At 64.7% G+C, this 21874-nt stretch carries 25 protein-coding genes and 1 other RNA gene; 13 read left to right on the top strand and 13 right to left on the bottom strand.

What is annotated here, in order from left to right:
• The first annotated feature begins 42 nt into the window (after positions 1-42).
• Positions 43-660: a TetR/AcrR family transcriptional regulator gene (locus MSP7336_RS22655; protein WP_113964668.1), complete on the top strand. Its 618-nt coding sequence runs from the start codon at positions 43-45 to the stop codon at positions 658-660.
• Positions 661-714: 54 nt separating this feature from the next.
• The gene (locus MSP7336_RS22650; RefSeq protein WP_069397937.1) at positions 715-1002 is read left to right on the top strand and encodes a WXG100 family type VII secretion target; all 288 of its coding nucleotides are present in this window, start codon (positions 715-717) and stop codon (positions 1000-1002) included.
• 98 nt (positions 1003-1100) lie between these two features.
• Here the strand turns inward: MSP7336_RS22650 and MSP7336_RS22645 are convergent, their stop codons facing one another.
• From MSP7336_RS22645 to hisN, 3 genes are all read right to left on the bottom strand, one after another.
• Positions 1101-2309 (bottom strand): acyl-CoA dehydrogenase family protein, encoded by a 1209-nt coding sequence (locus MSP7336_RS22645; protein WP_069397936.1) that lies wholly within the window; start codon positions 2307-2309, stop codon positions 1101-1103.
• Positions 2310-2343: 34 nt separating this feature from the next.
• The gene (locus MSP7336_RS22640; RefSeq protein ID WP_113964667.1) at positions 2344-3732 is read right to left on the bottom strand and encodes an acyl-CoA dehydrogenase family protein; all 1389 of its coding nucleotides are present in this window, start codon (positions 3730-3732) and stop codon (positions 2344-2346) included.
• 123 nt (positions 3733-3855) lie between these two features.
• Positions 3856-4632 carry a histidinol-phosphatase gene (gene hisN, locus MSP7336_RS22635; RefSeq protein WP_113964666.1) on the bottom strand — a complete coding sequence of 259 codons (777 nt, stop codon included), beginning with the start codon at positions 4630-4632 and terminating at the stop codon, positions 3856-3858.
• 23 nt (positions 4633-4655) lie between these two features.
• On the opposite strand from hisN, the gene MSP7336_RS22630 reads away from it, so the two are divergent.
• Entirely contained in the window at positions 4656-4988 is a 333-nt protein-coding gene (locus tag MSP7336_RS22630) for a hypothetical protein (RefSeq protein WP_113965213.1), read from the top strand.
• Here MSP7336_RS22630 and MSP7336_RS22625 read toward each other — a convergent pair.
• The 3 genes from MSP7336_RS22625 to MSP7336_RS22615 form a co-directional block, all read right to left on the bottom strand.
• On the bottom strand, positions 4882-6036 hold the full coding sequence (locus tag MSP7336_RS22625) for a tellurite resistance/C4-dicarboxylate transporter family protein (protein ID WP_280524371.1): 1155 nt from the start codon (positions 6034-6036) through the stop codon (positions 4882-4884). The two genes, MSP7336_RS22630 and MSP7336_RS22625, sit on opposite strands and share 107 nt — an antisense overlap.
• A 149-nt stretch (positions 6037-6185) precedes the next feature.
• Complete coding sequence (locus MSP7336_RS22620; protein ID WP_113964664.1) at positions 6186-6653, bottom strand: carboxymuconolactone decarboxylase family protein; 468 nt, start codon at positions 6651-6653, stop codon at positions 6186-6188.
• A 39-nt stretch (positions 6654-6692) separates the two neighbouring features.
• Complete coding sequence (locus MSP7336_RS22615) at positions 6693-8057, bottom strand: FAD-dependent oxidoreductase (RefSeq protein ID WP_113964663.1); 1365 nt, start codon at positions 8055-8057, stop codon at positions 6693-6695.
• Positions 8058-8125: 68 nt separating this feature from the next.
• Here MSP7336_RS22615 and prfB point away from each other — a divergent pair, with 68 nt between their 5' ends.
• From prfB to MSP7336_RS22565, 10 genes are all read left to right on the top strand, one after another.
• A complete protein-coding gene (gene prfB / locus MSP7336_RS22610) occupies positions 8126-9235 on the top strand; it encodes a peptide chain release factor 2 (protein ID WP_069397931.1) in 1110 nt (369 codons plus the stop codon).
• The gene (locus MSP7336_RS22605; RefSeq protein WP_113964662.1) at positions 9222-10196 is read left to right on the top strand and encodes a mechanosensitive ion channel family protein; all 975 of its coding nucleotides are present in this window, start codon (positions 9222-9224) and stop codon (positions 10194-10196) included. The genes prfB and MSP7336_RS22605 overlap by 14 nt, the downstream gene beginning before the upstream one ends.
• Before the next feature lie 35 nt (positions 10197-10231).
• The gene (locus tag MSP7336_RS22600; protein WP_113965212.1) at positions 10232-10705 is read left to right on the top strand and encodes an Rv3103c family proline-rich protein; all 474 of its coding nucleotides are present in this window, start codon (positions 10232-10234) and stop codon (positions 10703-10705) included.
• Between the two features lie 48 nt (positions 10706-10753).
• Positions 10754-11443 carry a cell division ATP-binding protein FtsE gene (ftsE, locus tag MSP7336_RS22595; RefSeq protein WP_069397957.1) on the top strand — a complete coding sequence of 230 codons (690 nt, stop codon included), beginning with the start codon at positions 10754-10756 and terminating at the stop codon, positions 11441-11443.
• Positions 11444-12337 (top strand): permease-like cell division protein FtsX, encoded by an 894-nt coding sequence (gene ftsX, locus MSP7336_RS22590; protein ID WP_113964661.1) that lies wholly within the window; start codon positions 11444-11446, stop codon positions 12335-12337.
• 2 nt (positions 12338-12339) lie between these two features.
• Positions 12340-12831 carry an SsrA-binding protein SmpB gene (gene smpB, locus MSP7336_RS22585; protein WP_069397928.1) on the top strand — a complete coding sequence of 164 codons (492 nt, stop codon included), beginning with the start codon at positions 12340-12342 and terminating at the stop codon, positions 12829-12831.
• Positions 12828-13676, top strand: a complete 849-nt coding sequence (locus MSP7336_RS22580; protein WP_113964660.1) for an EamA family transporter — start codon at positions 12828-12830, stop codon at positions 13674-13676. The genes smpB and MSP7336_RS22580 overlap by 4 nt, the downstream gene beginning before the upstream one ends.
• Before the next feature lie 22 nt (positions 13677-13698).
• Positions 13699-14538 (top strand): maleylpyruvate isomerase family mycothiol-dependent enzyme, encoded by an 840-nt coding sequence (locus tag MSP7336_RS22575; protein ID WP_113964659.1) that lies wholly within the window; start codon positions 13699-13701, stop codon positions 14536-14538.
• 111 nt (positions 14539-14649) lie between these two features.
• Positions 14650-15013, top strand: a transfer-messenger RNA (tmRNA) gene (gene ssrA / locus MSP7336_RS22570).
• A gap of 217 nt (positions 15014-15230) precedes the next feature.
• Complete coding sequence (locus MSP7336_RS22565; RefSeq protein WP_069397926.1) at positions 15231-15569, top strand: hypothetical protein; 339 nt, start codon at positions 15231-15233, stop codon at positions 15567-15569.
• 443 nt (positions 15570-16012) lie between these two features.
• Here the strand turns inward: MSP7336_RS22565 and MSP7336_RS22560 are convergent, their stop codons facing one another.
• The 7 genes from MSP7336_RS22560 to MSP7336_RS22530 form a co-directional block, all read right to left on the bottom strand.
• Positions 16013-16783 (bottom strand): SDR family NAD(P)-dependent oxidoreductase, encoded by a 771-nt coding sequence (locus tag MSP7336_RS22560; protein ID WP_113964658.1) that lies wholly within the window; start codon positions 16781-16783, stop codon positions 16013-16015.
• A gap of 102 nt (positions 16784-16885) precedes the next feature.
• Positions 16886-17611 (bottom strand): hemerythrin domain-containing protein, encoded by a 726-nt coding sequence (locus MSP7336_RS22555; RefSeq protein ID WP_084226617.1) that lies wholly within the window; start codon positions 17609-17611, stop codon positions 16886-16888.
• Positions 17612-17658: 47 nt separating this feature from the next.
• Positions 17659-19128 (bottom strand): MFS transporter, encoded by a 1470-nt coding sequence (locus tag MSP7336_RS22550; RefSeq protein WP_232321126.1) that lies wholly within the window; start codon positions 19126-19128, stop codon positions 17659-17661.
• A gap of 66 nt (positions 19129-19194) precedes the next feature.
• Positions 19195-19860, bottom strand: coding sequence for a nitroreductase family protein (locus tag MSP7336_RS22545; protein ID WP_113964657.1), 666 nt, complete (start codon positions 19858-19860; stop codon positions 19195-19197).
• Positions 19857-20249 (bottom strand): Rid family hydrolase, encoded by a 393-nt coding sequence (locus MSP7336_RS22540; protein ID WP_069397923.1) that lies wholly within the window; start codon positions 20247-20249, stop codon positions 19857-19859. Before MSP7336_RS22540 ends, MSP7336_RS22545 begins: the two co-directional genes overlap by 4 nt.
• Positions 20250-20283: 34 nt before the next feature.
• Positions 20284-21171: an aldo/keto reductase gene (locus MSP7336_RS22535; RefSeq protein WP_069397922.1), complete on the bottom strand. Its 888-nt coding sequence runs from the start codon at positions 21169-21171 to the stop codon at positions 20284-20286.
• An 81-nt stretch (positions 21172-21252) separates the two neighbouring features.
• Positions 21253-21852 (bottom strand): cupin domain-containing protein, encoded by a 600-nt coding sequence (locus tag MSP7336_RS22530; RefSeq protein WP_232321125.1) that lies wholly within the window; start codon positions 21850-21852, stop codon positions 21253-21255.
• Between the last annotated feature and the right edge of the window lie 22 nt (positions 21853-21874).

Genomic DNA, 21874 nt, shown 5'->3' with positions numbered 1-21874 from the left:
CGTCCCTTGTTTGGGCGATCGCCCAATTACTAGGCTGAGCCCATGTCTAGCAGCCCCTCCGGCGATAGGTCAAGGGTTGGCGCTCGCGATTCGCAGACCCGCCGTGCGCTGATCCGAGCGACGGCCGAGCTCATGATCGAAGAGGGCTACGCCGCCGCGACGTCACGCCGGGTGGCTGCCAAGGCCGGTGTCCGGCCGGCGTTGGTGCACTACTACTTCCCGAGCATGGACGATCTGTTCGTGGCCACTTTGCGGGCCGGCGCGGAGAGCACCCTGCAGCGTCAGCTCCAGGCATTGGCCGGCGACGACCCGCTGCACACGCTGTGGCGGCTCAACAGCACGCAGGGCGCCCAACTGTTGCTCGAGTTCATGGCATTGGCCAACCACCGCAAGGCAATTCGCAGTGAGATCGCGGCGTACGCCGAACGGTACGGGGAGATGGAGACCGCCGCGCTGACGCAGGCCATGCGCGCCCATGGTGTCGACATGCAGAAGTTCCCACCCGTGGTGATGTCGATGATCCTGACCAGCCTCGCCCGCATCATGCTGCTCGAGCAAAGCCTCGGCATCGAACGCGGCCACGACGCGGTCCAGGAGTTCATCGGCCGCTATCTGAAGCGTTTCGAAGTCTCCTCGTCGCCCGCCGAAGAGTCCGGTTGATCGGGCCAAAAAAGTGTCCTGACCACCACTGCGGGCCTCGTAGCATCTAAGGCTATGAGCGAACAGCTGTGGAACTTCGCCGGCATCGAAGCCGGCGCCAGTGACCTTCAGGCGGCCGTCCAGACCACCCACGGTCTGCTCGACGAGGGCCGGGGTTCGCTGACGACGCTGATGGCAGCGTGGACCGGGGCCGGCTCGGAGGCCTACCAGGCTGTGCAGAACCGTTGGGATCGCACCGCGACGGAACTCAACGAAGCGCTGCAGAACCTGGCGAACACAATCAGCGAGGCCGGTCAGGCGATGGCTCAAACCGAAGCCGGCGTGACCGGAATGTTCAGCTAGCCCCTATTTCTTCGCGCCGAGCGTGCGTCCAGCCGCACGTTGAGCATCGAACGTGCGGCTAGCCGCACAACGGGCGGGGGTGGCTCCAGCTAGCCCTGCTACTTCAGCTCCGACGACGACAGGCCCAGCAACCGTCGCGCGACCACCAGCAGCTGAATCTGCTGCGTGCCCTCGAAGATGTCCATGATCTTCGAGTCGCGCGCCCACTTCTCCAGCAGGGACTGCTCGGAATAGCCGATCGTGCCGGCCAATTCGACTGCCTTACAGGTGATGTCGCTGCCCACCCGGCCGGCTTTGGCTTTGGCCATCGACGCTTCCTTGGAGTTGGGGATCTGGTTGTCGGCTTGCCACGCCGCGCGCACGGTCAGCAGGTAGCTGGCCTCCCAGTCGGCCTCCATCCGCAGGAATTCGGCGGCGGGCGCGCTTTGCGCATGCGATGGCTTGTCGTAGGAAATCTCCACGCCGGCGTTGGTCAGAATCGTCCGTAATTCCTCCAGCGCCGCGCGGGCAACCCCGAGGGCCATCGCCGCGACCACTGGGCGGGTGTTGTCGAACGTCTCCATCACCCCGGCAAACCCTTTGCCGGGTTCGATCTCGGGGTTGCCGAGCAAATTGTCCTTGGGTATCCGGACGTTGTCGAAGCGGATCACGGCGGTGTCGGAGCCCTTGATGCCGAGCTTCTTCTCCAGCCGCTCCACCGTGACACCGGGGTGCTCGCGCGGCACGACGAACGACTTGATCGCCGGGCGACCCTTCGATTTGTCCAAGGTCGCCCACACCACGATGTGGGTGGCACGCGAACCAGCGGTGACGAAGATCTTTTCGCCGTTGATCACGTATTCGTCGCCGTCGAGTTTGGCGGTCGTCGATACCGCGGCCGAGTCGGACCCGAATCCGGGCTCGGTGATGGCCATCGCAGCCCAGACCTTGCCGAACCGCTTCAACTGCTCGTCGGTGGCCACACCGGAGATCGCGGCATTGCCAAGGCCTTGGTAGGGGATCGACAGCATCATCGCCGCGTCGCCCCAACTGGCCTCCATCGTCTGCAGGACCGCTGCCATGTTGGCACCGTTGCGGTTTTCTCCGTTGGTTTCGCTGCTGCGAAACGCGTCGGCGCCGGCCATGTCGAGGGTGTTGGATGCCGCGGCTCCCTCGAAGAGGTGCGCCAAGGTATCGAGCTCGACGGGGTAGGCGTGTTCCTTCAGGTCGTACTTGCGTGCGATCGGCCGCATGAGCTCGGCACCGGCTGCATGCGCATTGTCGATGACGGCGTGCAGCTTTTTGGGAAGTTCCAGATTGATTGTCATGGTTGGTCTTTCGCTTGCAGGTCCGGGGGCACTTCTAGATGACCATGACGCCCTCGGCGACGCCGATGGCCCGCAGGTCGCGGTACCAGCGTTCGACGGGGTGTTCCTTGGTGTAGCCGTGGCCGCCGAGCAGTTGCACGCCGTCCAAACCGATTTGCATGCCCTTGTCGGCGCCGAGCCGTTTGGCAAGTGCCGCTTCCCGATTGAACGGCAGGCCCTGTTCGGCGCGCGCGGCACCACGCCAGGTGATCAGCCGCAATCCGTCGAGTTCGATCGCGATGTTGGCGCACATGAATGCCACCGACTGGCGGTGGGCGATCGGCTCGCCGAACGCTTCGCGTTCCTTGACGTAGGGGACGACGTAGTCGAGCACCGCGTGAGAGGTGCCGACCGCCAGTGCGGCCCAACCCAATCGGGACAGCGCGATCGCATCCGAGTAGTCCTCGTCGGTCGCCCCGTCTTCACCGAGCCGTGCGCTCAGCGGCACCGATACCTTGTCGAGTTCGATCTGGCCCAGCGCGGCCGCGCGCAGACCCATGCTCGGGTCGGGCTTGACCGTCAGACCCTGCGTCGACGATTCGACGATGAAAAGCGCCGGCTTGCCGTTCAGCTGCGCGGCGACGATGAACATCTCGGCGTCGGCGGCCGCGGGGACCAACGACTTCACCCCGTCGAGGCGGTAGCCGCTGGGCGTACGCACGGCAGTGGTCTTCAGGTTGGTCGGGTCGAACAACGGCTGCGGCTCGGCGATCGCCACGCAAGCCTGTGGCACGTTGTCGCCCGCAAATTCCTTGAGATACGTGGCCTGCTGATCAGCGCTGCCCCAATGGGTGAGCGCCGCGGCCACACCGGCGGGCGCGAGGATCGGCAGCGCCAAGCCCATGTCGCCATACGCGAGCGCCTCGGCGACCAGGACGTTGGTGACGCTCGAGCGGTGCTCGGCGATGCCTTCGAAGTCTTCTGGCACGTTGACCGCCGTGATCCCCAACTCCGCCGCCTTGGCGACCAGGTCGGGGGGATAGGTGGTCGCTTCGTCGGCCTCGGCCGCGGCGGGCCGCAGGACTTCTTCGGCGAACTGTCGGACGGTTTCGACGATCAGCTTTTGGTCGTCGTCGGGGGTCAGGTCGAAGTAGTCCTTGCCGCTTGCCTTCAGCCGGGTCGGCCCGCCGCCGCGACCCTGCACCCGCTTGAACTGCCGGGTGGTGGCGCCGGCCGCCGAGAATGCGGTCTTGACGCCGTAGCGCAAGGTCCGGTTCAGCGGATCGCGCAGGTGATATTTGTCCAGGAATTCCTGGCCGACGAGCGGCGTGAGCAGCGCCATGCCGATGTCGACCCCGGTTCGCCTGCGTTTGTACTCACCGACGCCGGTCTTTCGCCCGGTTCGCTTGTGGCGTCCGTTGGTGCTGGGAATGGTGTTGGTCATGTCAGCAGCCTCGCTGGTTGGCTTGATGCGATACCACTACCTTACTCCAGAGTAAGATAGGTCGGGTCTGTTAGATAATTCACACCGCGGACCGGCGCTAAACGGAAGGCGCCGCCGGCGTAGCTATCTCCGCAGTCGGCTCAGCACCGCATCGTGCAACAGGCCGTTAGTGGCCAGCGCGGTTCCACCGTGCGGTCCGGGGACGCCGTCCAAGTCGCTGAACGTTCCGCCCGCTTCGCGGACCAGCACGTCTAGGGCCGCCAGGTCCCATACCGACACTTCGGGCTCGGCGGCGATGTCCACGGCTCCCTCGGCCACCAGGCAGTACGACCAGAAGTCGCCGTACGCGCGCACCCGCCAGACCTCGTCGGTCAAACCGATGAAGCGCTCGCGCAGGCCGCGCTGCGCCCAGCCGGACAGGCTGGAAAACGACAAGCTGGCCGCGCTGAGATCGGCCACCGACGACACCGAGAGCCGACGCGGCGCCGACCCGCCGGTCTTGCCGAACGCCCCCTCGCCGCTGGCCGCCCACCATCGTCGCTGCAGGGCAGGGGCGCTGACGACGCCGATGCGCGGAACGCCGTCGTCGAGCAACGCGATCAGGCTGGCCCATACCGGCACCCCACGTACGAAATTTTTGGTGCCGTCGATCGGGTCGATGACCCACTGGCGTCCGGCCAAAGTCGTTGAGCCGCCGAATTCTTCGCCTACCACGCTGTCGTCGGGGCGCTCGTGTTCCAGCACTGCACGCAACTCGGTTTCGACGGCCCGGTCCGCGTCGGTCACTGGCGTGAGGTCAGGTTTGGTGTCGATCTGCAGATCCAGCGCGCCGAACCGGGCGACGGTCAGCTCGTCGGCGTGGTCGGCCAGTGCCAATGCCACTGCAAGATCGGTCTTCATGGGTGCAGTCCTACCATGGCCAGGTGGGTTGGGAATTCGGCGTGCTGCTCCTACTGGTCGCGATTCTCGCGGTGTTCTTGGCCCCGCGGTTCATCCGTCGCGGTCCGTACAGTGACGCGCTGCAGGGCACGCTGCTCGTCACCGGGGTCAGCCCGCGACCGGACGCCACCGGCGAGCAATTCGTCACCATCGCGGGCATCATCAACGGGCCGACCGTCAATGAGCACCCGGTGTATCAACGTATGGCTGTCAATGTTGATGACTGGCCGACGATGGGTCAGCTGATGCCGGTGGTGTACTCGCAGAAGAATCCGGACAACTGGAGCTTCGCGCCGCCCGGGTCGACCGTCGACTAGCAGAGCCACCGAGCGTTGTGGCCAGGTGGTGCAGCATCGCAACAAACGTAATCGCCCACGCCGCCAGGGCGATCCAGCTCTCGTGCGCGCCGATGGATTCCACGATCGGCAAGTGGTCGGCCTTTCCCAGATAATCGCCGCCGACCCCGTACATGCCCAGCGGGAAAACCACGCTCCACAGCGGCGCCTCGTAGCGCAGCGGGATGCGATGCACCACGTGCTTCCAGATGCCGGCGGCGATCAGCGGCGGTATCAGCCACGTGCCGAAGGCCCAGAACACCACTGACGTTCCCGCGACCAGGCCGCGGGTGGCGTCGACCATCGGCGCATGCGCCATCTCCACGATCCGGGCGCCGGCGACCACGGTGATCGCGGTGGCACCCATCGACACCCAGTACGGCGGAGTGAGGTCCTCGGGTTTCAGTCCGTAGAGCAGCATGCGCGCGCCGACGAAGATCCCCGCAGCGGCGTACAGGAATACGCCGACCGACCAGGAGAACACCGCCAGCAGCGCCAGTTCCCGTCGCCCCGTTTCCAATTCGGGCTCCAGTGCGGCGGCCAGCACGGCGACCGACTCACTGGCGACCACCCAGATGAACCAGGTGCCGTTCGCGTACTTCAAGACCGGCCGGTGAGTGGTGCGCAAACAGGCCGTCCACGGCACCACGTAGCCGAGCACCAGCCAGGCCAGCCAACCGACCAGTAGCAGCGCCGACGCAATCCGGTAATGGCTGTCGACGGCCAGTCGGGTTCCCAGCACATCGGCGGCGGCGACAAAGGTGAACGACCCGAACGCGCGGCGCGGATCCTGCAGGTCTGCGATGAGGTCGGCGCGGAAGGCGATGATTCGCACCGCGGTAACGATCAGCAGGACGGCGAAAGCCCCGCAGGCCAGCCACAGCAACGCCACCGAGAGCGGGTAGGCGCCGTGGTTGTGCATCGCGATCGACACGATGCCGGTGGCCATCACCAGCGCGAAGTAGCCGGGGTGCAGGGTTCGTACCGCTTCGTGGACACCGGTCGTGCCGGCTGTATCAGTAAGGGACACCAGTCTTCCGCCACTTCCGCCCGCCGGTGCCCGGCTCATCCGGGGGCCTCGCGACCCGGCTGCGATGACAATATAGGGCCGCCGCAGGTATCAGAGCGGATAACTCCACACACGCACCGCGGCAAAACACCTGCCGGCGGCGATCGAGGTCAGGAGGGTGCAGGCAGGTCCGGGAGGTGCTGGTGAGTCGCGATCGCTAGTCGGTTCCAGACGTTGATCGTCGCGATCGCCATCAGCAAGTGAACGATTCCGCCTTCGTCGAAGTGGGCGGTGACGTCGCTCCAGACCGAGTCGGGCACACCCTCATCGGCGATGCGGGTGACCGCTTCGGTGAGGGCGACGGCGGCTCGTTCCGGGTCGGTGAACAAGTCAGGTGCTTCGCGCCACGCTGAGAGCACATCGAGGCGGCGTTGGTCCTCGCCGGCTTTCCGGGCGTCGCGGTTATGCATGTCCAGACAGAAGGCGCATCCGTTGATCTGTGACGCGCGGATCTTGATCAGTTCATGCAGTTTCGGGTCTAGGCCGCTCTTGGCCAGATAGCGCTCCATGCCTAGGACAGCGTGATAGGCCTCGCGATCGACGCCGTTGACGTCGAGGCGTTGGTGTCCGGTGCCCATCGGCGGATCTCCTTCTGTCAGCAACGGCTGCGACCGCGGCTAGCCGTGACAGACGCGCAACAGCTCGGTCAGGCTAGCCAATTTGACCCGTGGCCGTCCGTGCGGCTCGCCGGCGGAACGCTCGTACTCGTCGATCAGCTTCCAGTGCGCGTCGGTGACGAGTTTGGGTTGACGGGAGGCCAGCAATTCGGCGAGCGTCTCGGCATGGTCGGCCCCGAAGTCCGCCAAGTCGGCGCTGGACAAGTCCGCGAGCAGGGTGTCGACGGTGTCCTGCGCGTCCTTCTTGTTGGTGCCGATCACCCCGGTGGGGCCACGCTTGATCCAGCCGACGACGTATTCGTTTCGCCTGCCCGCGACCCGGCCGCCGCTGTTGGGGATCGTTCCGGTTTTCTCGTCGAACGGCAGCCCCGGGGTCGGCACCCCGCGATAGCCCACCGAGCGCACCACCAGCTGCACAGGTAGCTCGTCGCGCATACCGGTGTCCTTGGCCACCACCCGACCGTCTTCGCTGACCAGCTCGTTGCGCCCGAGCACGATTCGCTCGACCTTGCCGTCGCCCTTGATCTCGATGGGAGAGGTAAAGAAACGGAAGACGAGTCGGCGGTGACCCGGGCGGGGCTCGCGGGTCGCGTATTCCCGCAGCACCTTGATGTTCTGCTTGCACGTCTTGCCGACCGCGGCCGCGTCCTCGTCGCTGATGCCCTGGAGATCTGCGGGATCGACCACGACGTCGACGTCCTGGAGCGCCGCCAGAGTGCCCAGCTCACGCAGCTCCAGCGTCGTGAACGCAGTCTGTAGCGGTCCCCGGCGACCTATGATCACCACTTCCTGGACAGCGCACGGGCGCAACGAATCCAACGCGTGATCGGCGATATCGGTCCGGGCCAGCTCATTCGGGTTGCTCACCAGAATGCGCGCGACGTCCAGCGCGACATTGCCATTACCGATCACCACCGCACGCGAACCGGACAGATCGGGCGACATCTGCTCGAAGTGTGGATGGGCGTTGTACCAGCCCACGAAGTCGACGGCGGCGATACTGCCCGGCAGATCCTCGCCGGGAATGCCCAGCGATCGATCCGATTGCGCCCCGACGGCATAGATCACCGCGTCGTAGCGCTCGGCCAGTTCGGCGGCCTCGATGTGCTCGCCCACCACCACGTTTCCGAAGAAGCGGAACCGGGGGTCGTCAGCGATCTTTTCGAATTGCCTGCTGACCGACTTGATCTTGGGGTGGTCGGGCGCCACACCGGAGCGCACCAGACCCCACGGTGTCGGCAGCATTTCCAGCATGTCCACGGCCACGTCGATTCGATCCGACGAATCGGCGGCGTTCAGCAGCGATGCCGCGGCGAAAAAGCCCGAGGGACCGGAGCCGACGATCGCGACGTGGTAAGGACGCATATACCTCGATGCTAACGGCTACCGGTGCGTAGGCTGCGTTGGTCGATCGGCCGGTAACCTGGGCAGCTGTGGAACCAGACCGTCAGGCCGACATCGCGGCGCTTGACTCCACGCTGACCACCGTGGAGCGGGTGCTCGATATCGAGGGTCTGCGTAGCCGCATCGAGAAGCTCGAACACGAGGCGTCCGACCCGAAGCTGTGGGACGACCAGGCCCGCGCCCAGCGGGTGACCAGCGAGCTGTCCCACGCCCAGGGCGAATTGCGCCGGGTCGAAGAGCTGCGCCGCCGCCTCGACGACCTGCCGGTGCTCTATGAACTGGCAGTTGAAGAAGAGTCTGCCGACGAGCTGGCGGCGGCGGACGCCGAACTCAAGGCGCTGCGTGCCGACGTCGAGGCCATGGAAGTCCGCACCCTGCTATCCGGCGAATACGACGAGCGGGAGGCGCTGGTCACCATCCGCTCGGGGGCCGGCGGGGTGGACGCCGCCGACTGGGCCGAAATGCTGATGCGGATGTATATCCGCTGGGCCGAGCAGCACAACTACCCCGTCGAGGTGTTCGACATCTCCTACGCCGAAGAGGCCGGCATCAAAAGCGCGACGTTCGCCGTGCATGCCCCGTTCGCCTACGGCACGCTCTCGGTGGAACAGGGCACCCATCGGCTGGTGCGGCTCAGCCCGTTCGACAACCAGCATCGGAGACAGACGTCGTTCGCCGAGGTCGAGGTGCTGCCGGTGGTGGAGACCACCGACCACATCGACATCCCCGAAGGCGACATCCGGGTAGACGTCTACCGCTCCAGCGGGCCCGGCGGCCAATCGGTCAACACCACCGACTCGGCGGTGCGGCTCACCCACATTCCCACCGGGATCGTCGTCACCTGTCAGAACGAGAAGTCGCAGCTACAAAACAAGGTGGCGGCGATGCGGGTTCTTCAGGCGAAGTTGTTGGAGCGCAAGCGCTTAGAAGAACGCGCAGAGCTCGACGCGTTGAAGGGGGACGGCGGCAGCTCGTGGGGTAACCAGATGCGCTCGTACGTACTGCACCCCTATCAGATGGTCAAGGATTTGCGCACCGACTACGAGGTCGGTAATCCGACGGCCGTGTTGGACGGGGACATCGACGGGTTCCTGGAAGCGGGAATCCGGTGGCGCAACAGGCGAGATGACGACTCATAGCTATCTCGCTTTTTCCATGGCCGACCGCTGGCACAACTTCTGGCACGGCGAGATCGGCGAATGGATTTTGTCCAAGGGCCTGCGGATCACCCTGCTGGTGCTCGGCGCGCTGCTGGCAGCCCGCTTCATCACGTGGATGGTCGGGAAAATCACCAAACGCCTCGAAGAGGGCTTCCAGACCGGCGACGCGTTGGTGCGCTCGGAGGCCTCCAAGCACCGCCAAGCCGTCGCATCGGTGATTTCCTGGGTTTCACTGGTGCTTCTGGGCGTCGTGGTTGCGGTCAAGATCACCAACATTCTCAACGTGCCGGTCGGCTCGTTGGTCGCGCCTGCTGCGGTGCTGGGTGCCGCGCTGGGCTTCGGCGCCCAAAAGCTGGTTCAGGACCTGCTCAGCGGATTTTTCATCATCACCGAAAAGCAGTACGGCTTCGGCGATCTCGTGCAGCTGAGCATGGTGGGCGCGCCCACTGAGGCGCTCGGGACCGTCGAAGAGGTCACTTTGCGGGTGACCAAGCTGCGGACGCCCGACGGCGAGGTTTACACCGTCCCCAACGGCAACATCGTCAGGTCGTTGAACCTGTCCAAGGACTGGGCGCGCGCCGTCGTCGACATCCCGGTACCGACCAGCGCCGACCTCAACCTGGTCAACGACGTGCTACATCAGGTGTGCGAAACCGCCATGGACGACACCCCGTTGCGGGACCTGTTGTTGGACAAGCCCGCCCTGATGGGCGTGGAGAGCATCGAACTCGACACCGTCAACCTGCGGATGGTGGCGCGCACACTGCCCGGCAAGCAATTCGAGGTGGGACGACGGCTGCGGGCTCAGGTGGTGCGGGCGCTCGGCCGTGCCGGCATCGTCACCGTGGGCGGCGCCTCCCCGACCATCGGGGCTATCGACCCGCCCGCGGCGGTCAGCGATTCTGAGGAAGAAACGCAGGGGTCGGTGCGCACGCGGTGAAATCCACGCTCGCACGCCTCAAAGACACGGTCAAGCTGTGGCTGACCGATGCGGTGAGGCTCAGACCGACCAAAGAAGGCAACGGTGAACGCGGCTGGCCGGGATATCTGTTCGGTGGTCGGGTCCGTACGTCCACCGTCGTGCTGATCGCCGCCTTCTGCGCGGTGTGGTGGACATACGACACCTACAAACCGGAACCCCCGCCACCCGCGCCGCAGGTCGTGCCGCCCGGCTTTGTGCCCGACCCCAACTACACCTGGGTACCCCGCACTCGCGTCCAGCAGCCGCCGTCGACGGTCACGGTGACCAAAACAGTGCCGCCACCGCCGACAACGACGCCCCCGCCGCCGACCACTACTACGACGACGCCCCCGCCGTTCCAGCTGCCGGTCTTGCCGCCGCCGTTCGGGCCGGCGACGTCGGCATCGACGCCGCCTCCTCCGACCCCGCCGCCTGCGCCGCCGCCGTTGCTTCCGCCGTTGCCGGGGTTGCCGGGACCGCCGCAGTAGCGGTTTGGTCGGTCCTGCCAAAACTCGCAGTTAGACTGGCGTGCCGTGATGATCGCCCTGGACCGTGTCAGCAAGCAGTACAAGTCGTCTGCTCGCCCTGCGCTGGACAACATCAACGTCACCATCGACAAGGGCGAGTTTGTCTTCCTGATCGGTCCGTCCGGATCGGGCAAATCCACGTTCATGCGGCTGCTGCTGGGCGCCGAAACCCCCACCACCGGCGATGTGCGGGTGTCGAAGTTCCACGTCAACACGCTGCCCGGACGCCACATCCCCAAGCTGCGCCAGGTGATCGGCTGTGTCTTCCAGGACTTCCGGCTGCTGCAGCAAAAGACGGTGTTCGAAAACGTCGCATTCGCGCTGGAGGTCATCGGTAAGAAACCCGACGTCATCAACCGGGTGGTGCCTGACGTCCTGGAAATGGTCGGCCTTTTTGGCAAAGCCAACCGACTGCCGCACGAGCTGTCCGGCGGCGAACAGCAGCGCGTTGCAATAGCCCGCGCGTTCGTCAACCGGCCGCTGGTGCTGCTGGCCGACGAGCCCACCGGCAACCTCGACCCGGAAACCAGCCGCGACATCATGGACCTGCTGGAGCGCATCAACCGCACCGGTACCACGGTGCTGATGGCCACCCACGACCATCACATCGTCGATTCGATGCGCCAGCGCGTGGTGGAGTTGTCGCTGGGCAGGCTGGTGCGCGACGAACAGCGCGGCGTCTACGGGATGGACCGCTGAGTGCGCTTCTCATTCCTGTTCAACGAGGTCCTGACCGGTCTTCGTCGCAACGTCACCATGACCATCGCGATGATTTTGACGACGGCCATCTCGATCGGCCTGTTCGGCGGCGGTCTGCTGGTCGTCCGGTTGGCCGACAACTCCCGCAATATCTACCTCGATCGGGTGGAGTCGCAGGTTTTCTTGACCGACGACATCTCCGCCAACGACTTAACCTGCGACAGCGCGTCCTGCAAGGCGTTGCGGGAGAAGATCGAGGCCCGCGACGACGTCAAGTCTGTGCGGTTCGTCAACCGTGAAGACGCCTACCAAGACGCCATCCGCAAATTTCCCGAGTTCAAGGACGTGGCAGGCAAGGAGTCGTTTCCGGCATCATTCATTGTCAAGCTGGAAAACCCCGAGCAGAACAAGGAATTCGACGACTCGATGCGGGGCCAGCCGGGCGTGCTCAACGTGCTCAACGAGAGAAAGCTGATCGACCGGTTGTTCGCGGTGCTCGACGGTTTGTCCAACGCAGCCTTCGCAGTGGCTCTGGTACAGGCAATCGGGGCGATCCTGTTGATCGCCAACATGGTTCAGGTGGCGGCCTATACCCGGCGCACCGAGATCGGCATCATGCGCCTGGTCGGCGCGAGCCGCTGGTTCACCCAGCTGCCGTTTCTGCTCGAGGCCATGGTGGCGGCCACCCTCGGCGTCATCATCGCGGTCGTGGGCCTGATTCTGGTACGGGGACTGTTCCTCGAGAACGCGCTCAAGCAGTTCTACCAAGCTCATCTGATCGCGCGGGTCGACTCCGCCGACATCCTGTACATCTCGCCGATCCTGCTGGTGGTGGGGGTGGCGATGGCCGCGCTGACGGCGTACGCGACCTTGCGTATCTACGTGCGGCGGTAGTTGTGGCCAAGAAGCCAACACCGTCCAAGACCGGCAGGCAGGTCCTGGCCACCAACCGCAAGGCGCGGCATAACTACTCGATTCTGGAAGTGTTCGAGGCAGGGGTGGTTTTGCTCGGCACTGAAGTCAAAAGCCTGCGTGAAGGACGGGCGTCGTTGGTGGATGCCTATGCCACCGTCGAGGACGGTGAGGTTTGGCTGCGTAACCTGCACATCCCGGAATATCACCACGGCACATGGACAAACCATGAACCGCGGCGGAAACGCAAATTGCTGTTACACCGCAAGCAGATTGACCATCTGACCGGCAAGATCCGCGATGGTAACCTCGCCCTGGTGCCGTTGTCCCTGTATTTCTCTGGAGGAAAAGTCAAGGTGGAGCTCGCGTTGGCGCGAGGCAAGCGGGCGCACGACAAACGGCAAGACCTGGCCCGCCGCGACGCACAACGTGAGGTGCTTCGTGCACTCGGTCGGCGCGCCAGGGGGATGAACTGATCGGGGCGGCGTACGCCCAGCTGTCCGCGGTCAGCTACGGCGTCAGCGATTTCGTCGGGGGCGTCGCCTCACGACGCGTGGCCGCGCTGCGCGTCATGCTGGTGTCGTACCCCGTGGCGGCGGTCATGCTCGGCATGCTGGCCATCCACGCCGGCGGGCCCATCCACGCGGGGGCCATCCTGTGGGGTTCGTTGTATGGGCTCAGCCAGGCCGTCGGCGTCTACTGGTTCTACGCCGCCTTGGGCGCCGGACCCATCTCGGTGGTCTCGCCGATCGCCGCCGTGCTCAACGCCGCCGTTCCCATCGCCGTGGGCGTGGCGATGGGCGAACGACCCGGACACATCGCCTCCATGGGCGTGGTGCTGGCCATGATCGCGGTCTTTTTGGTCGGCCAAGAGTCGCCGGACGACGAGGATGTCCGCACCCACCGGTTCACGCGCCGGGTGGCCTGGCTCACGGTCTGCGCCGGGGTGGCGTTCGGCCTGGATTTCGTGTTGCTGCATCAAGCGCCCGCAGAATGCCGGCTGTGGCCGTTGTTTTTCGCGCGGACGGCGGCCACCGTGCTGATTTTCACGGTGGCGGCGGCGACCGGAAACGCGAAGCTGCCGTCGAGGACGCCGCTGAGGCTGGCGCTGGCCGCGGCGATGCTGGACACCTTCGCCAACGTCGCCATGCTGATGGCGCTACACGCCTGGCTGCTGTCGTTGGCCAGCATGGTGGTTTCGCTGTATCCGGCGGCTACCGTAGTGCTGGCGATGCTGGTGCTGCGCGAACGGGTCACCCGCTGGCAGGGACTCGGCATGGTGATGGCGATGATCGCGGTGGCGATGATTACCGCGTCTTGACGCGCGTCTAGCATCAGGGCGCATGAGCAGCCCCTCGCGCCCGGTCACCCAACTCAGCAAATCCGACGTGTTGTCCGGTCTTTTCGCGTCGTGGGACGCACTGGACCGACTGCTGGCCGGGCTGTCCGAGGAGCAGTGGGCGACGTCGACGCCGCTGCCCGGGTGGGATGTGCGCGCGGTGGTCTCGCACATGATTGGCACCGAGTCGGCGCTGATGGGTGTGGCCACCCCTGATGTCGACCTCGATGTCTCCGCATTGGATCACGTGCGCAACGAGTTCGGCGCGACGAATGAGCGCTGGGTCCGGTATCTGAGCTCCGAGCCCGGGGAGAGCCTGCGTCAACGGTTCTTGGCGGTGACCGGCGACCGGCGTAAACGCCTGTCCGAGATGTCCGACGACGAGTGGAACGCGCCGACGCTCACCCCGGCCGGACCGGACAGTTATGGCCGGTTCATGCGGGTGCGGGTGTTCGACTGCTGGATGCACGAGCATGACATTCGCGACGGCCTGGGCCGCCCGGCCACCGATGCGGAGCTCGACGGCTCGGCGGCGCGGCTGGCGCTCGACGAGATGGCGGCCAGCATGGGCTACGTTGTCGGCAAACTTGGCAAGGCCCCCGACGGTTCGCGGGTCGCCATCGAGCTGACCGGCCCGCTGGCGCGCACCATCCGGGTGGTAGTGGAGGGTCGTGGCCAGGTGGTCGACGACTTCGGCGGGCTTGAGCCCACCGCGACGATCCGCCTCGACGCGCTGGCGTTCGCCCGGCTGGCCGGCGGGCGGGTGGCCAGCGCCCCCGTCGAGCTCGGCGGGGATGAGGCGGTTGGTGCGCGCATCGTCGAGCACCTGAACTACGTGATCTGAGCCCGCGGAGCTGGCGGCGGTCCACACCGGAAGATAAGGCGCTGGCTCCTTGTTACAGACGGCGTACCATTGATTGTCCTGCCGAAGGTCGGCAGGGATGCTCGAAGACTTGGGGCTGAACGGTTTCGACTTCGCGCATCGAATCAAGGGAAGCGTGCCGGTGCAGGCAAGAGACCACCGTAAGCGTCGTTGCAACCAATTAAGCGCCGTTTCAACACAGCGCGACTACGCCCTCGCTGCATAGCGACGGCTAGTCTGTCAGCCCGGGAGGCCCTCGGCCCGGATCCTGGCATCAGCTAGAGGGATCACCGATGTGTTCGGTCGCGGGGCACATCGGGACACCAACAGCGACTGGGATCGTCATCCCGGCTAGTCCGCGTGACCGGGAGATCCGAGAAAGACACAGCGGACTGCGCACGGAGAAGCCTTGAGGGTATGCCGTAGGACCCGGGTTCGATTCCCGGCAGCTCCACCACATAAGTGCTGGTCAGAGGCGTCGCGTCGATAAAGTCGGCGCGACGCCCTTTTTACTGACCCGAACAGCGGGGCCGCGCGCACATCAACGGTCCTGGTCAGAGCCGCGCCGGTGGGTTTCTTTAAATTCATGCTTTACGGGTACATCGTGTCCCGCTAATCTATGGGGTACATGACGTACCAAAAAGGTTACCGAGTGCACATTCAAAGGAACGATCATGAAGAAAACCCTCATCGCCGCCGGCCTGGCAGCCGCCGCACTGGTGTTGAACCCCCCAGCCCCCGCCCACGCCGACTTCGTATTTGAGGTCTGCCCATCTGGGATGGACGGGGTCGTGGCAGGCACACCCACGTCATGTCCGTTCGCCGACAACGTGCGGGCAAATTACTTCCGCTATGGTGGTGCCTCCGTCATCGGGGCATACAGTCCGGTCACCGACGTGATCTACCCCATGGACTGCAGTAGCGGCAGTTTCATCGCGGAGCTGAGCAGTGGTGCAATGCACCCGGGCGTCCTTTGCACCGGTGGCAACGGCGCTGCGGTGGTGATCTGGTAATGGCCACCAATGCAGCTATAAGAAACGTCATCACTGTGGTCGGCATTGTCGCCGCGGCCACCGCCACGCCGATGGTGGCGGCCGCACCCGCCTCGGCAGATCCCGGTCAAAACTGCAGGACCGAGTGGAACACGATGTACACCGTGCCCATCGGCGTCCGAACCATCTGTTACAAACCGGACGGCAGCTACCAGATGTGCACATCCCTCGGGACGGACGGTAAAGGACCCGGGACATGCATGGACTATCCAGCTCCCCCTCGGATGGGCGGACAGCCCACATTCAGCCCGCCGGTGCCGGGAATGCCGCCTCCACTGCCGGCAGCGTGATAGCCAACTACGAGCTCGTCGAAGTACTTCACCGATGATCCGCACTCTCACGCTTAAGTGCGTGCTCGATTATCCAGCGCGCCATAATGTTTCGGGCGGGCTACTCCGTCGGAGCTAGTTGCGGCCCGCCATGATGCCGCCATCGACGTTGAGGATCGCGCCGGTGACCCAGCTGGCCGCATCCGAAAGCAGATAGGTGACGGCGTTGGCGACGTCGGCGGGGGTGCCGACTCGTCCGAGCGGATGAATCGGCGCGAAACTGTCCATTGTGGCGTCGATCTCGTCCTTCGGGACCCACCGCTCCAGTGCCGGGGTCTTGACGGCGGCCGGTGCGACCGCGTTGACGCGAATCTTGTGCTCGGCAAGCTCGATGGCCAGGTTATGGGTGAGCGCATGCAGCCCGGCTTTTTGCATCGAGTGCCCACACGAGGGGGTCGCTCCGAGGGCCTGGTGCGCCCACATGCTGCCGATGTTGACGATGGAGCCGCCCTGGCCGTTGGCGATCATGCCCGCAACAACGGTCTGCGTCAGGAAGAACAAGCCATAGTTGAGCTCCAGGAACGAGTCGTAAAACTGGGGGTCGTACTCCAAAAACGGTTTGGGGATGAAGAATCCCGCCGCGTTGACAAGCTGGGTCGCGTCATCGTGCTGCTCGGACAGCGCGCGCTGCACGTCCGCGATCGCAGCCCGATCCGTCAGATCGGCGGTGATGCCCCAGGCTTGACCAGACCGGCTCGTCAGCTCAGCGACGGTATCTTCGACACGACCTTTGGACCGTCCGACAATCACCGCGCTGCCGCCATGGTCGACGACGTCGACCGCCACCTGCCGGCCGATGCCGGCGCTGCCGCCGACCACGATGACCTTCTTGGCCTCAAAATGCATTCGGAGTCCTTCCTGGTTCTAACAGCCGCAGCGGGACCGTCCGTAAGAGGACCGCCGGGTTGGGGCCGCACTGAGCCTCTGGCCACGCGGGGTGAGCTGTCATCACCTCAACCACCCCGGGTGAGTTATGCGCCCGAAGATCTCCGTGCTGCGTGACGGATTCGGCGTGCCGTGTATCAGTTGAGAATGGGCGGCAAATGCTTGTTGAGCCAGATCGCGGATCACCTCACGCAGCGGCGACGGCACACTGGCCACAGCCCGGTCGACCACCTCCGGGTCGGCCTCATACAGCATCATGCCGAACGCCAGCGGAACCGAGTCAGGATCGCCAGTCGCTCCAATAGCTCCACCCTTTGCGACGATCTCTTGAAGCTCGGCTGCGGTGATGTGACGCTCCATCAGCGGCACCAACTGTTCTTCTTCGGCACCCAGGTGCTCGTTCAGCAGCCAAACCAGTTGCTGTGTGTCCTTGGCCAGGATCTCGGCGACGTTTGCTGTCGGTGCAGCACTCCACTCGCGCACTCTCGTTTGCATCCCACTCAACGCATCGGCCAACTGTGCGTGTTGAGTTTCCATCGACTCGACCGGTGCAGCCGCCGCTGCCCCGACGCGCTGCAGCAGCAGCGGCCACACATCCTCATCTTCGCTTTGATGGTGGTGGTGCAGGGTAGCGGCGATGGCTTCGAAATGGTCCGCGACGATGCCTGCCCGCTCCGGGTCGGTGACACCGCAGAGTAGGCCCGGCATCAAACCGAACTCACGCCGAAACATCTTGTGCACCATCTCCATCTCGCGTCCGTCGAACCACTGGGTTGCGGTGTTGTCCACTATTTCCTTTCGATTTCCTTTCGATCTCTCGTTGAGCGGGTGACCGATCACCCTGAAGCAGACGGTTCCATCGCGGCCGGGGGGCCGCTGGCCAGGGCGGGTTGCGCGCCTGGTCGGTCGCGGCACAACGCGGCGATGTCGCAGGGGACAGGTTGGCACCCAGCAGGGGGATTGCTTATCGACAGCGCGGCGAATATCGCGCCCAGTGCGAATAGCGCGGCACTCACCTCTAACACGTGGGCGAATCCGGTCGCGCTCGCCGTGCCACCGGTGATAAGGCCGATGGACCCGATCGATATCAGCGCGGCCAGCCGTGCGACGGCGTTGTTGATCGCCGATGCCAAGCCGCTGCGTTCCGTCGGCACCGAGGCCAGTGTCACCGCCGTCAGCGGTGAGATAGCTGTGACCAGCCCGATGGCCAGCACGGTCATCCCGGGGATGAGGTCGGTAATCGCATGGAATCCATCAGGTTTCGGGCGGATCATCAACAGTCCGATCCCCGCCAAGGTGGGGCCGGTGATCACGAACGCGCGCGGTCCCATTCGCACGGCGATGCGCCCGACATGACGAGCGAACACGAACGACAGTGCCGGGATCGGCAGGGTGGCCAGCCCGGCCGCGGTGGCTGAGTAGCCGCCGATTTCCTGGGTATAGAGGGCCACGGCGAGCGATCCAAGTGTCAACGCGCCGTAGACGAACGCGGTGACAAGGTTGGCGGCAGCGAAATTGCGAAAACTGAACAGCGGCAACGGAAGCATCGGGCACTTGCTGCGCCGTTGCCAGCTCACGAATCCGGTCAGTGCCGCAATCCCGATCACCAATGGTGTGATGACCATCGGGTCGGTCCAGCCATCGTGTTGCGATTCGATCAACGCGTACACGGTCGCGGTCAGACCTACCGCCGATAGGCCCACGCCGACGGTATCGACGCGAGCACCTTCCACCCGCCCCGACATCGGGCACAACCAGAACGTCAGCGCATACCCGACCGCCATGGGGATCGCTGACAATACGAAAATCCAACGCCAGCCCAGGTAATCGACGCACATGCCGCCCAGCAGAGGGCCCAACGCAAAGGCGGTTCCTGTCCACCCGGTCCACACGCCGATCGCCGCGGACCGGTGTGCTTTGTCGAACACCGTGTTGATCAGCGCCAGCGAGCCCGGCACCAGGAACGCCGCACCCAGGCCCTGGATGATGCGGGCGGTGATCAGCATCGCCGGAGAGATGGCAACCGCCGCCAGAACGGATCCCACCCCGAAGGTCGACAGCCCGAACCGCATCACCGGAACGCGCCCGAACAGATCCGAGATGGACCCGCCGGGCAGGATCGCGGCCGCCATCGCCAACAGGTAGCCGTCGATGATCCATTGCTGCAACGTCAATCCGCCACCGAGGTCGTGCTCGGTGGCCGGCAAAGCAAGATTGATCACGGTGGAGTCGAGGAACGCCACCATCGACACCATCACCGCGACCGCCATCGCGCGGCTGGTCGGTGCCGCGTCGCGCAACGTCACTGCCGGGACCGCGGGTCGTCGCAGTCGCTGTCCATGGCTGTCCTCCTTGAGATTTGGCTCCCGCCCTCACCACCGGTCGAGATGCAACACATCGTCGAGCGGAAGCCGTTTGGCGCGGCGGAAGGTTGTGCCGGTGTAGTAAGCAGTGGGGACGGTTGTGGCGTGATAGACGTTGTCGGGCAGCCCGAGGATGGCCCGCATCTCGGCGTCGGCCATTATGGTCACCCCGGTCCACGTGGTCCCCAACCCCCGAGAACGCGCGGCGAGCATGTAATTCCATGTGGCAGGCATGATCGAAGCCCAATACTTGTTCGCGTTTTCGCCCGTCAGCGTGATGTCACCGTCGATGAGCTCGACGCACGGGATCATCAAGACGGGGACTTGGCCGATGTGCTCGGCGAGATACGTCGCACTGTCGGACACCTTGCGCTGCTCGAGGTTGCGCGCTGGGTCGTCCTTGAAGCGATCGGCGACCGCGAATGGGGAGGCGAGGATCCACTCCCATGTGCGCCGGTACACGTCGGCGATCGCGCGACGCTGTGCGGCGTCGGTGACCACGATGAAGCCCCAGTTCTGCAGGTTGGACGACGTCGGCGCCTGCACCGCGATCTCCAGGCATTCCCGGATCAGGCTCATGGGAACGGGTTTGGTCAAATCGAGCCGTCTGCGCACCGAGCGAGTCGTGGTCAGCAGTTCGTCGATGGACAAGTCGACGACGGGGTAATCGCTCACGACGGCAGGACGGCGATGACTTCCACTTCCACGCGCTGGTTGGGCCACACCAGCCCGTCGATGATGCTGAGCATCGCGGCGGGTTCGTGCTGAATGATCGCCTTGCTCACCGCCAGGTAGTCGGACACATTGTCGCGGCTGGTCAGCCATTGGCGCATGTAGACAATGTCGGTGAGCGTGGCGCCGGCCTTGTCGAGTGCGGTTTCGACGTTGGCCCAGCATTGCCGCGCTTCGTCGGCGAAGTCATCAGGTACGGTGCCGTCTTCGCGCAACCCGGGTGTTCCAGATACGAAAATCTGTGTACCGCTGCCGGATACGGCGACCGCATCGGCGTATCCAGGAGCGATATGGGCGCCGACTCCGGTGAAAATCCTATTGATGGTGGTCATCTCGAGGCTCCTTTGGTGTGAATTGGTGACCGAGCTAGAGGGCGCTGAGTGCTTTGAGGTCGTCATCGGTAAGGGTCACGGCTGCGGCGGCGATGTTCTCGTCGAGATGCTCCAACGACGATGTACCGGGGATCGGCAGCATGATCGGTGAACGCGCGAGCAGCCAGGCCAGCGCCAACTGGGATGAGCTGGCGTGGTGTGCGGCTGCGATCTTGCGCAACGGTCCGTCGGAGGCAGCCAGCGGGCCGGCGCCCAGCGGAAACCAGGGGATGAACGCAATACCCAGCTGCGTGCAAACGTTCACCAGTGGCTCGGCGTCGCGTGCAGTGAGGTTGTACAGGTTCTGCACGGAGGCGATCGGCGTGATCTGCAGCGCTTCCTCGAGCTGATCGACGCTGACTTCCGACAGCCCGATCAGCCCGATCTTGCCTTCGGCTTTCAGGTCGGCCAGCTCGCCGACCTGGTCGGCCAGGGGATAGTCGGGATCGATGCGGTGCAGCTGAAACAGTTGGATGCACTCAGTGCCGAGCCGGCGCAGGCTCATCTCGACCTGTTGGCGCAGATACTCGGGCTTGCCCAGCGGGGTCCAGGATGCCGGCGACGGTGTGTTCGTTCGGTCGGGACGGGTCCGCAGGAATCCGGCCTTGGTGGCCACGACGAGGTCGGCGGGGTAGGGGTGTAGGGCGGTGCGAATCAACTCCTCAGCGATGAACGGGCCGTATGAGTCCGCGGTGTCAATGAACGTGACGCCCAGCTCCACCGCGCGGCGCAGTACCGCTATCGCCTGGTGGGGGTCGCGGGGCGGCCCCCAGTTACCGGGCCCGGTTAGTCGCATCGTTCCGAAACCGAGTCGGTTGATGGTGAGGTGATCCCCGAGTTTCAGCGTGCCTGCGGCCGCAGCGGTTGGGCGATCACTTGTCATGCAACGACCTCTTGCTTCTCGATGGAGCCAAACCCGCGATGGGCCGAAATTTCTTGAGCATGAGTGGATTTCGAACCAGCGTCACAACAGGGGTTCGCCGGGGAATTTCAAACCGAAGCGTTTGCACAGCTCGGGCACGCTGTCGACATCCATCTCCAGGTCGTAGCGCACACACAGTTCGTGGAGGTCTTCTGGCGAGATTTTGTCCACACCGCCGAGGGCAGACAGCTCGTCGAAGTACTGCTCAAATCCTGCGGGGGAGATGATCTCAAGGATGCGGGCCGGCTCAGCGCCGGCGTTCCAGAATGTGTGCCACTGGTTTCGTGGCTTGAAAATGAAGTCACCGGGGCCGCCCTCGAGCACCTCATCGCCGAGCAACGCGCCCACGCGTCCTTCGATGATCCAGCTGTACTCATCTTCGTTGTGGTGGCGATGAAGCGGCGAGGCCAGCGCTCGCGGCGACATTGGATGCTCGAGGCAGGAGAAACGCCCTTCGGCTTCGAACTTATCGACGATGTGGCGCACACCGATCGTCCCAAGGAACACGGACTTGCCTTCGGTGCGGCCGACAGACCTAGCGGGCGGGCCGCCCGGCCTCAAGATGTCACTTGTCACTGCAATCTCCCCTTCTCCGCGATCTCTCATCTCAAAGGACACCTGAGGTTCACCGACGATCCGCATTGATGCCGCACGGTCCTGCAAG

It is taken from the genome of Mycobacterium shimoidei (genome assembly GCF_900417275.1).
GTDB classification, from domain to species: Bacteria; Actinomycetota; Actinomycetes; order Mycobacteriales; family Mycobacteriaceae; genus Mycobacterium; species Mycobacterium shimoidei.
This window is presented reverse-complemented; position numbering and strand designations above follow the sequence as displayed.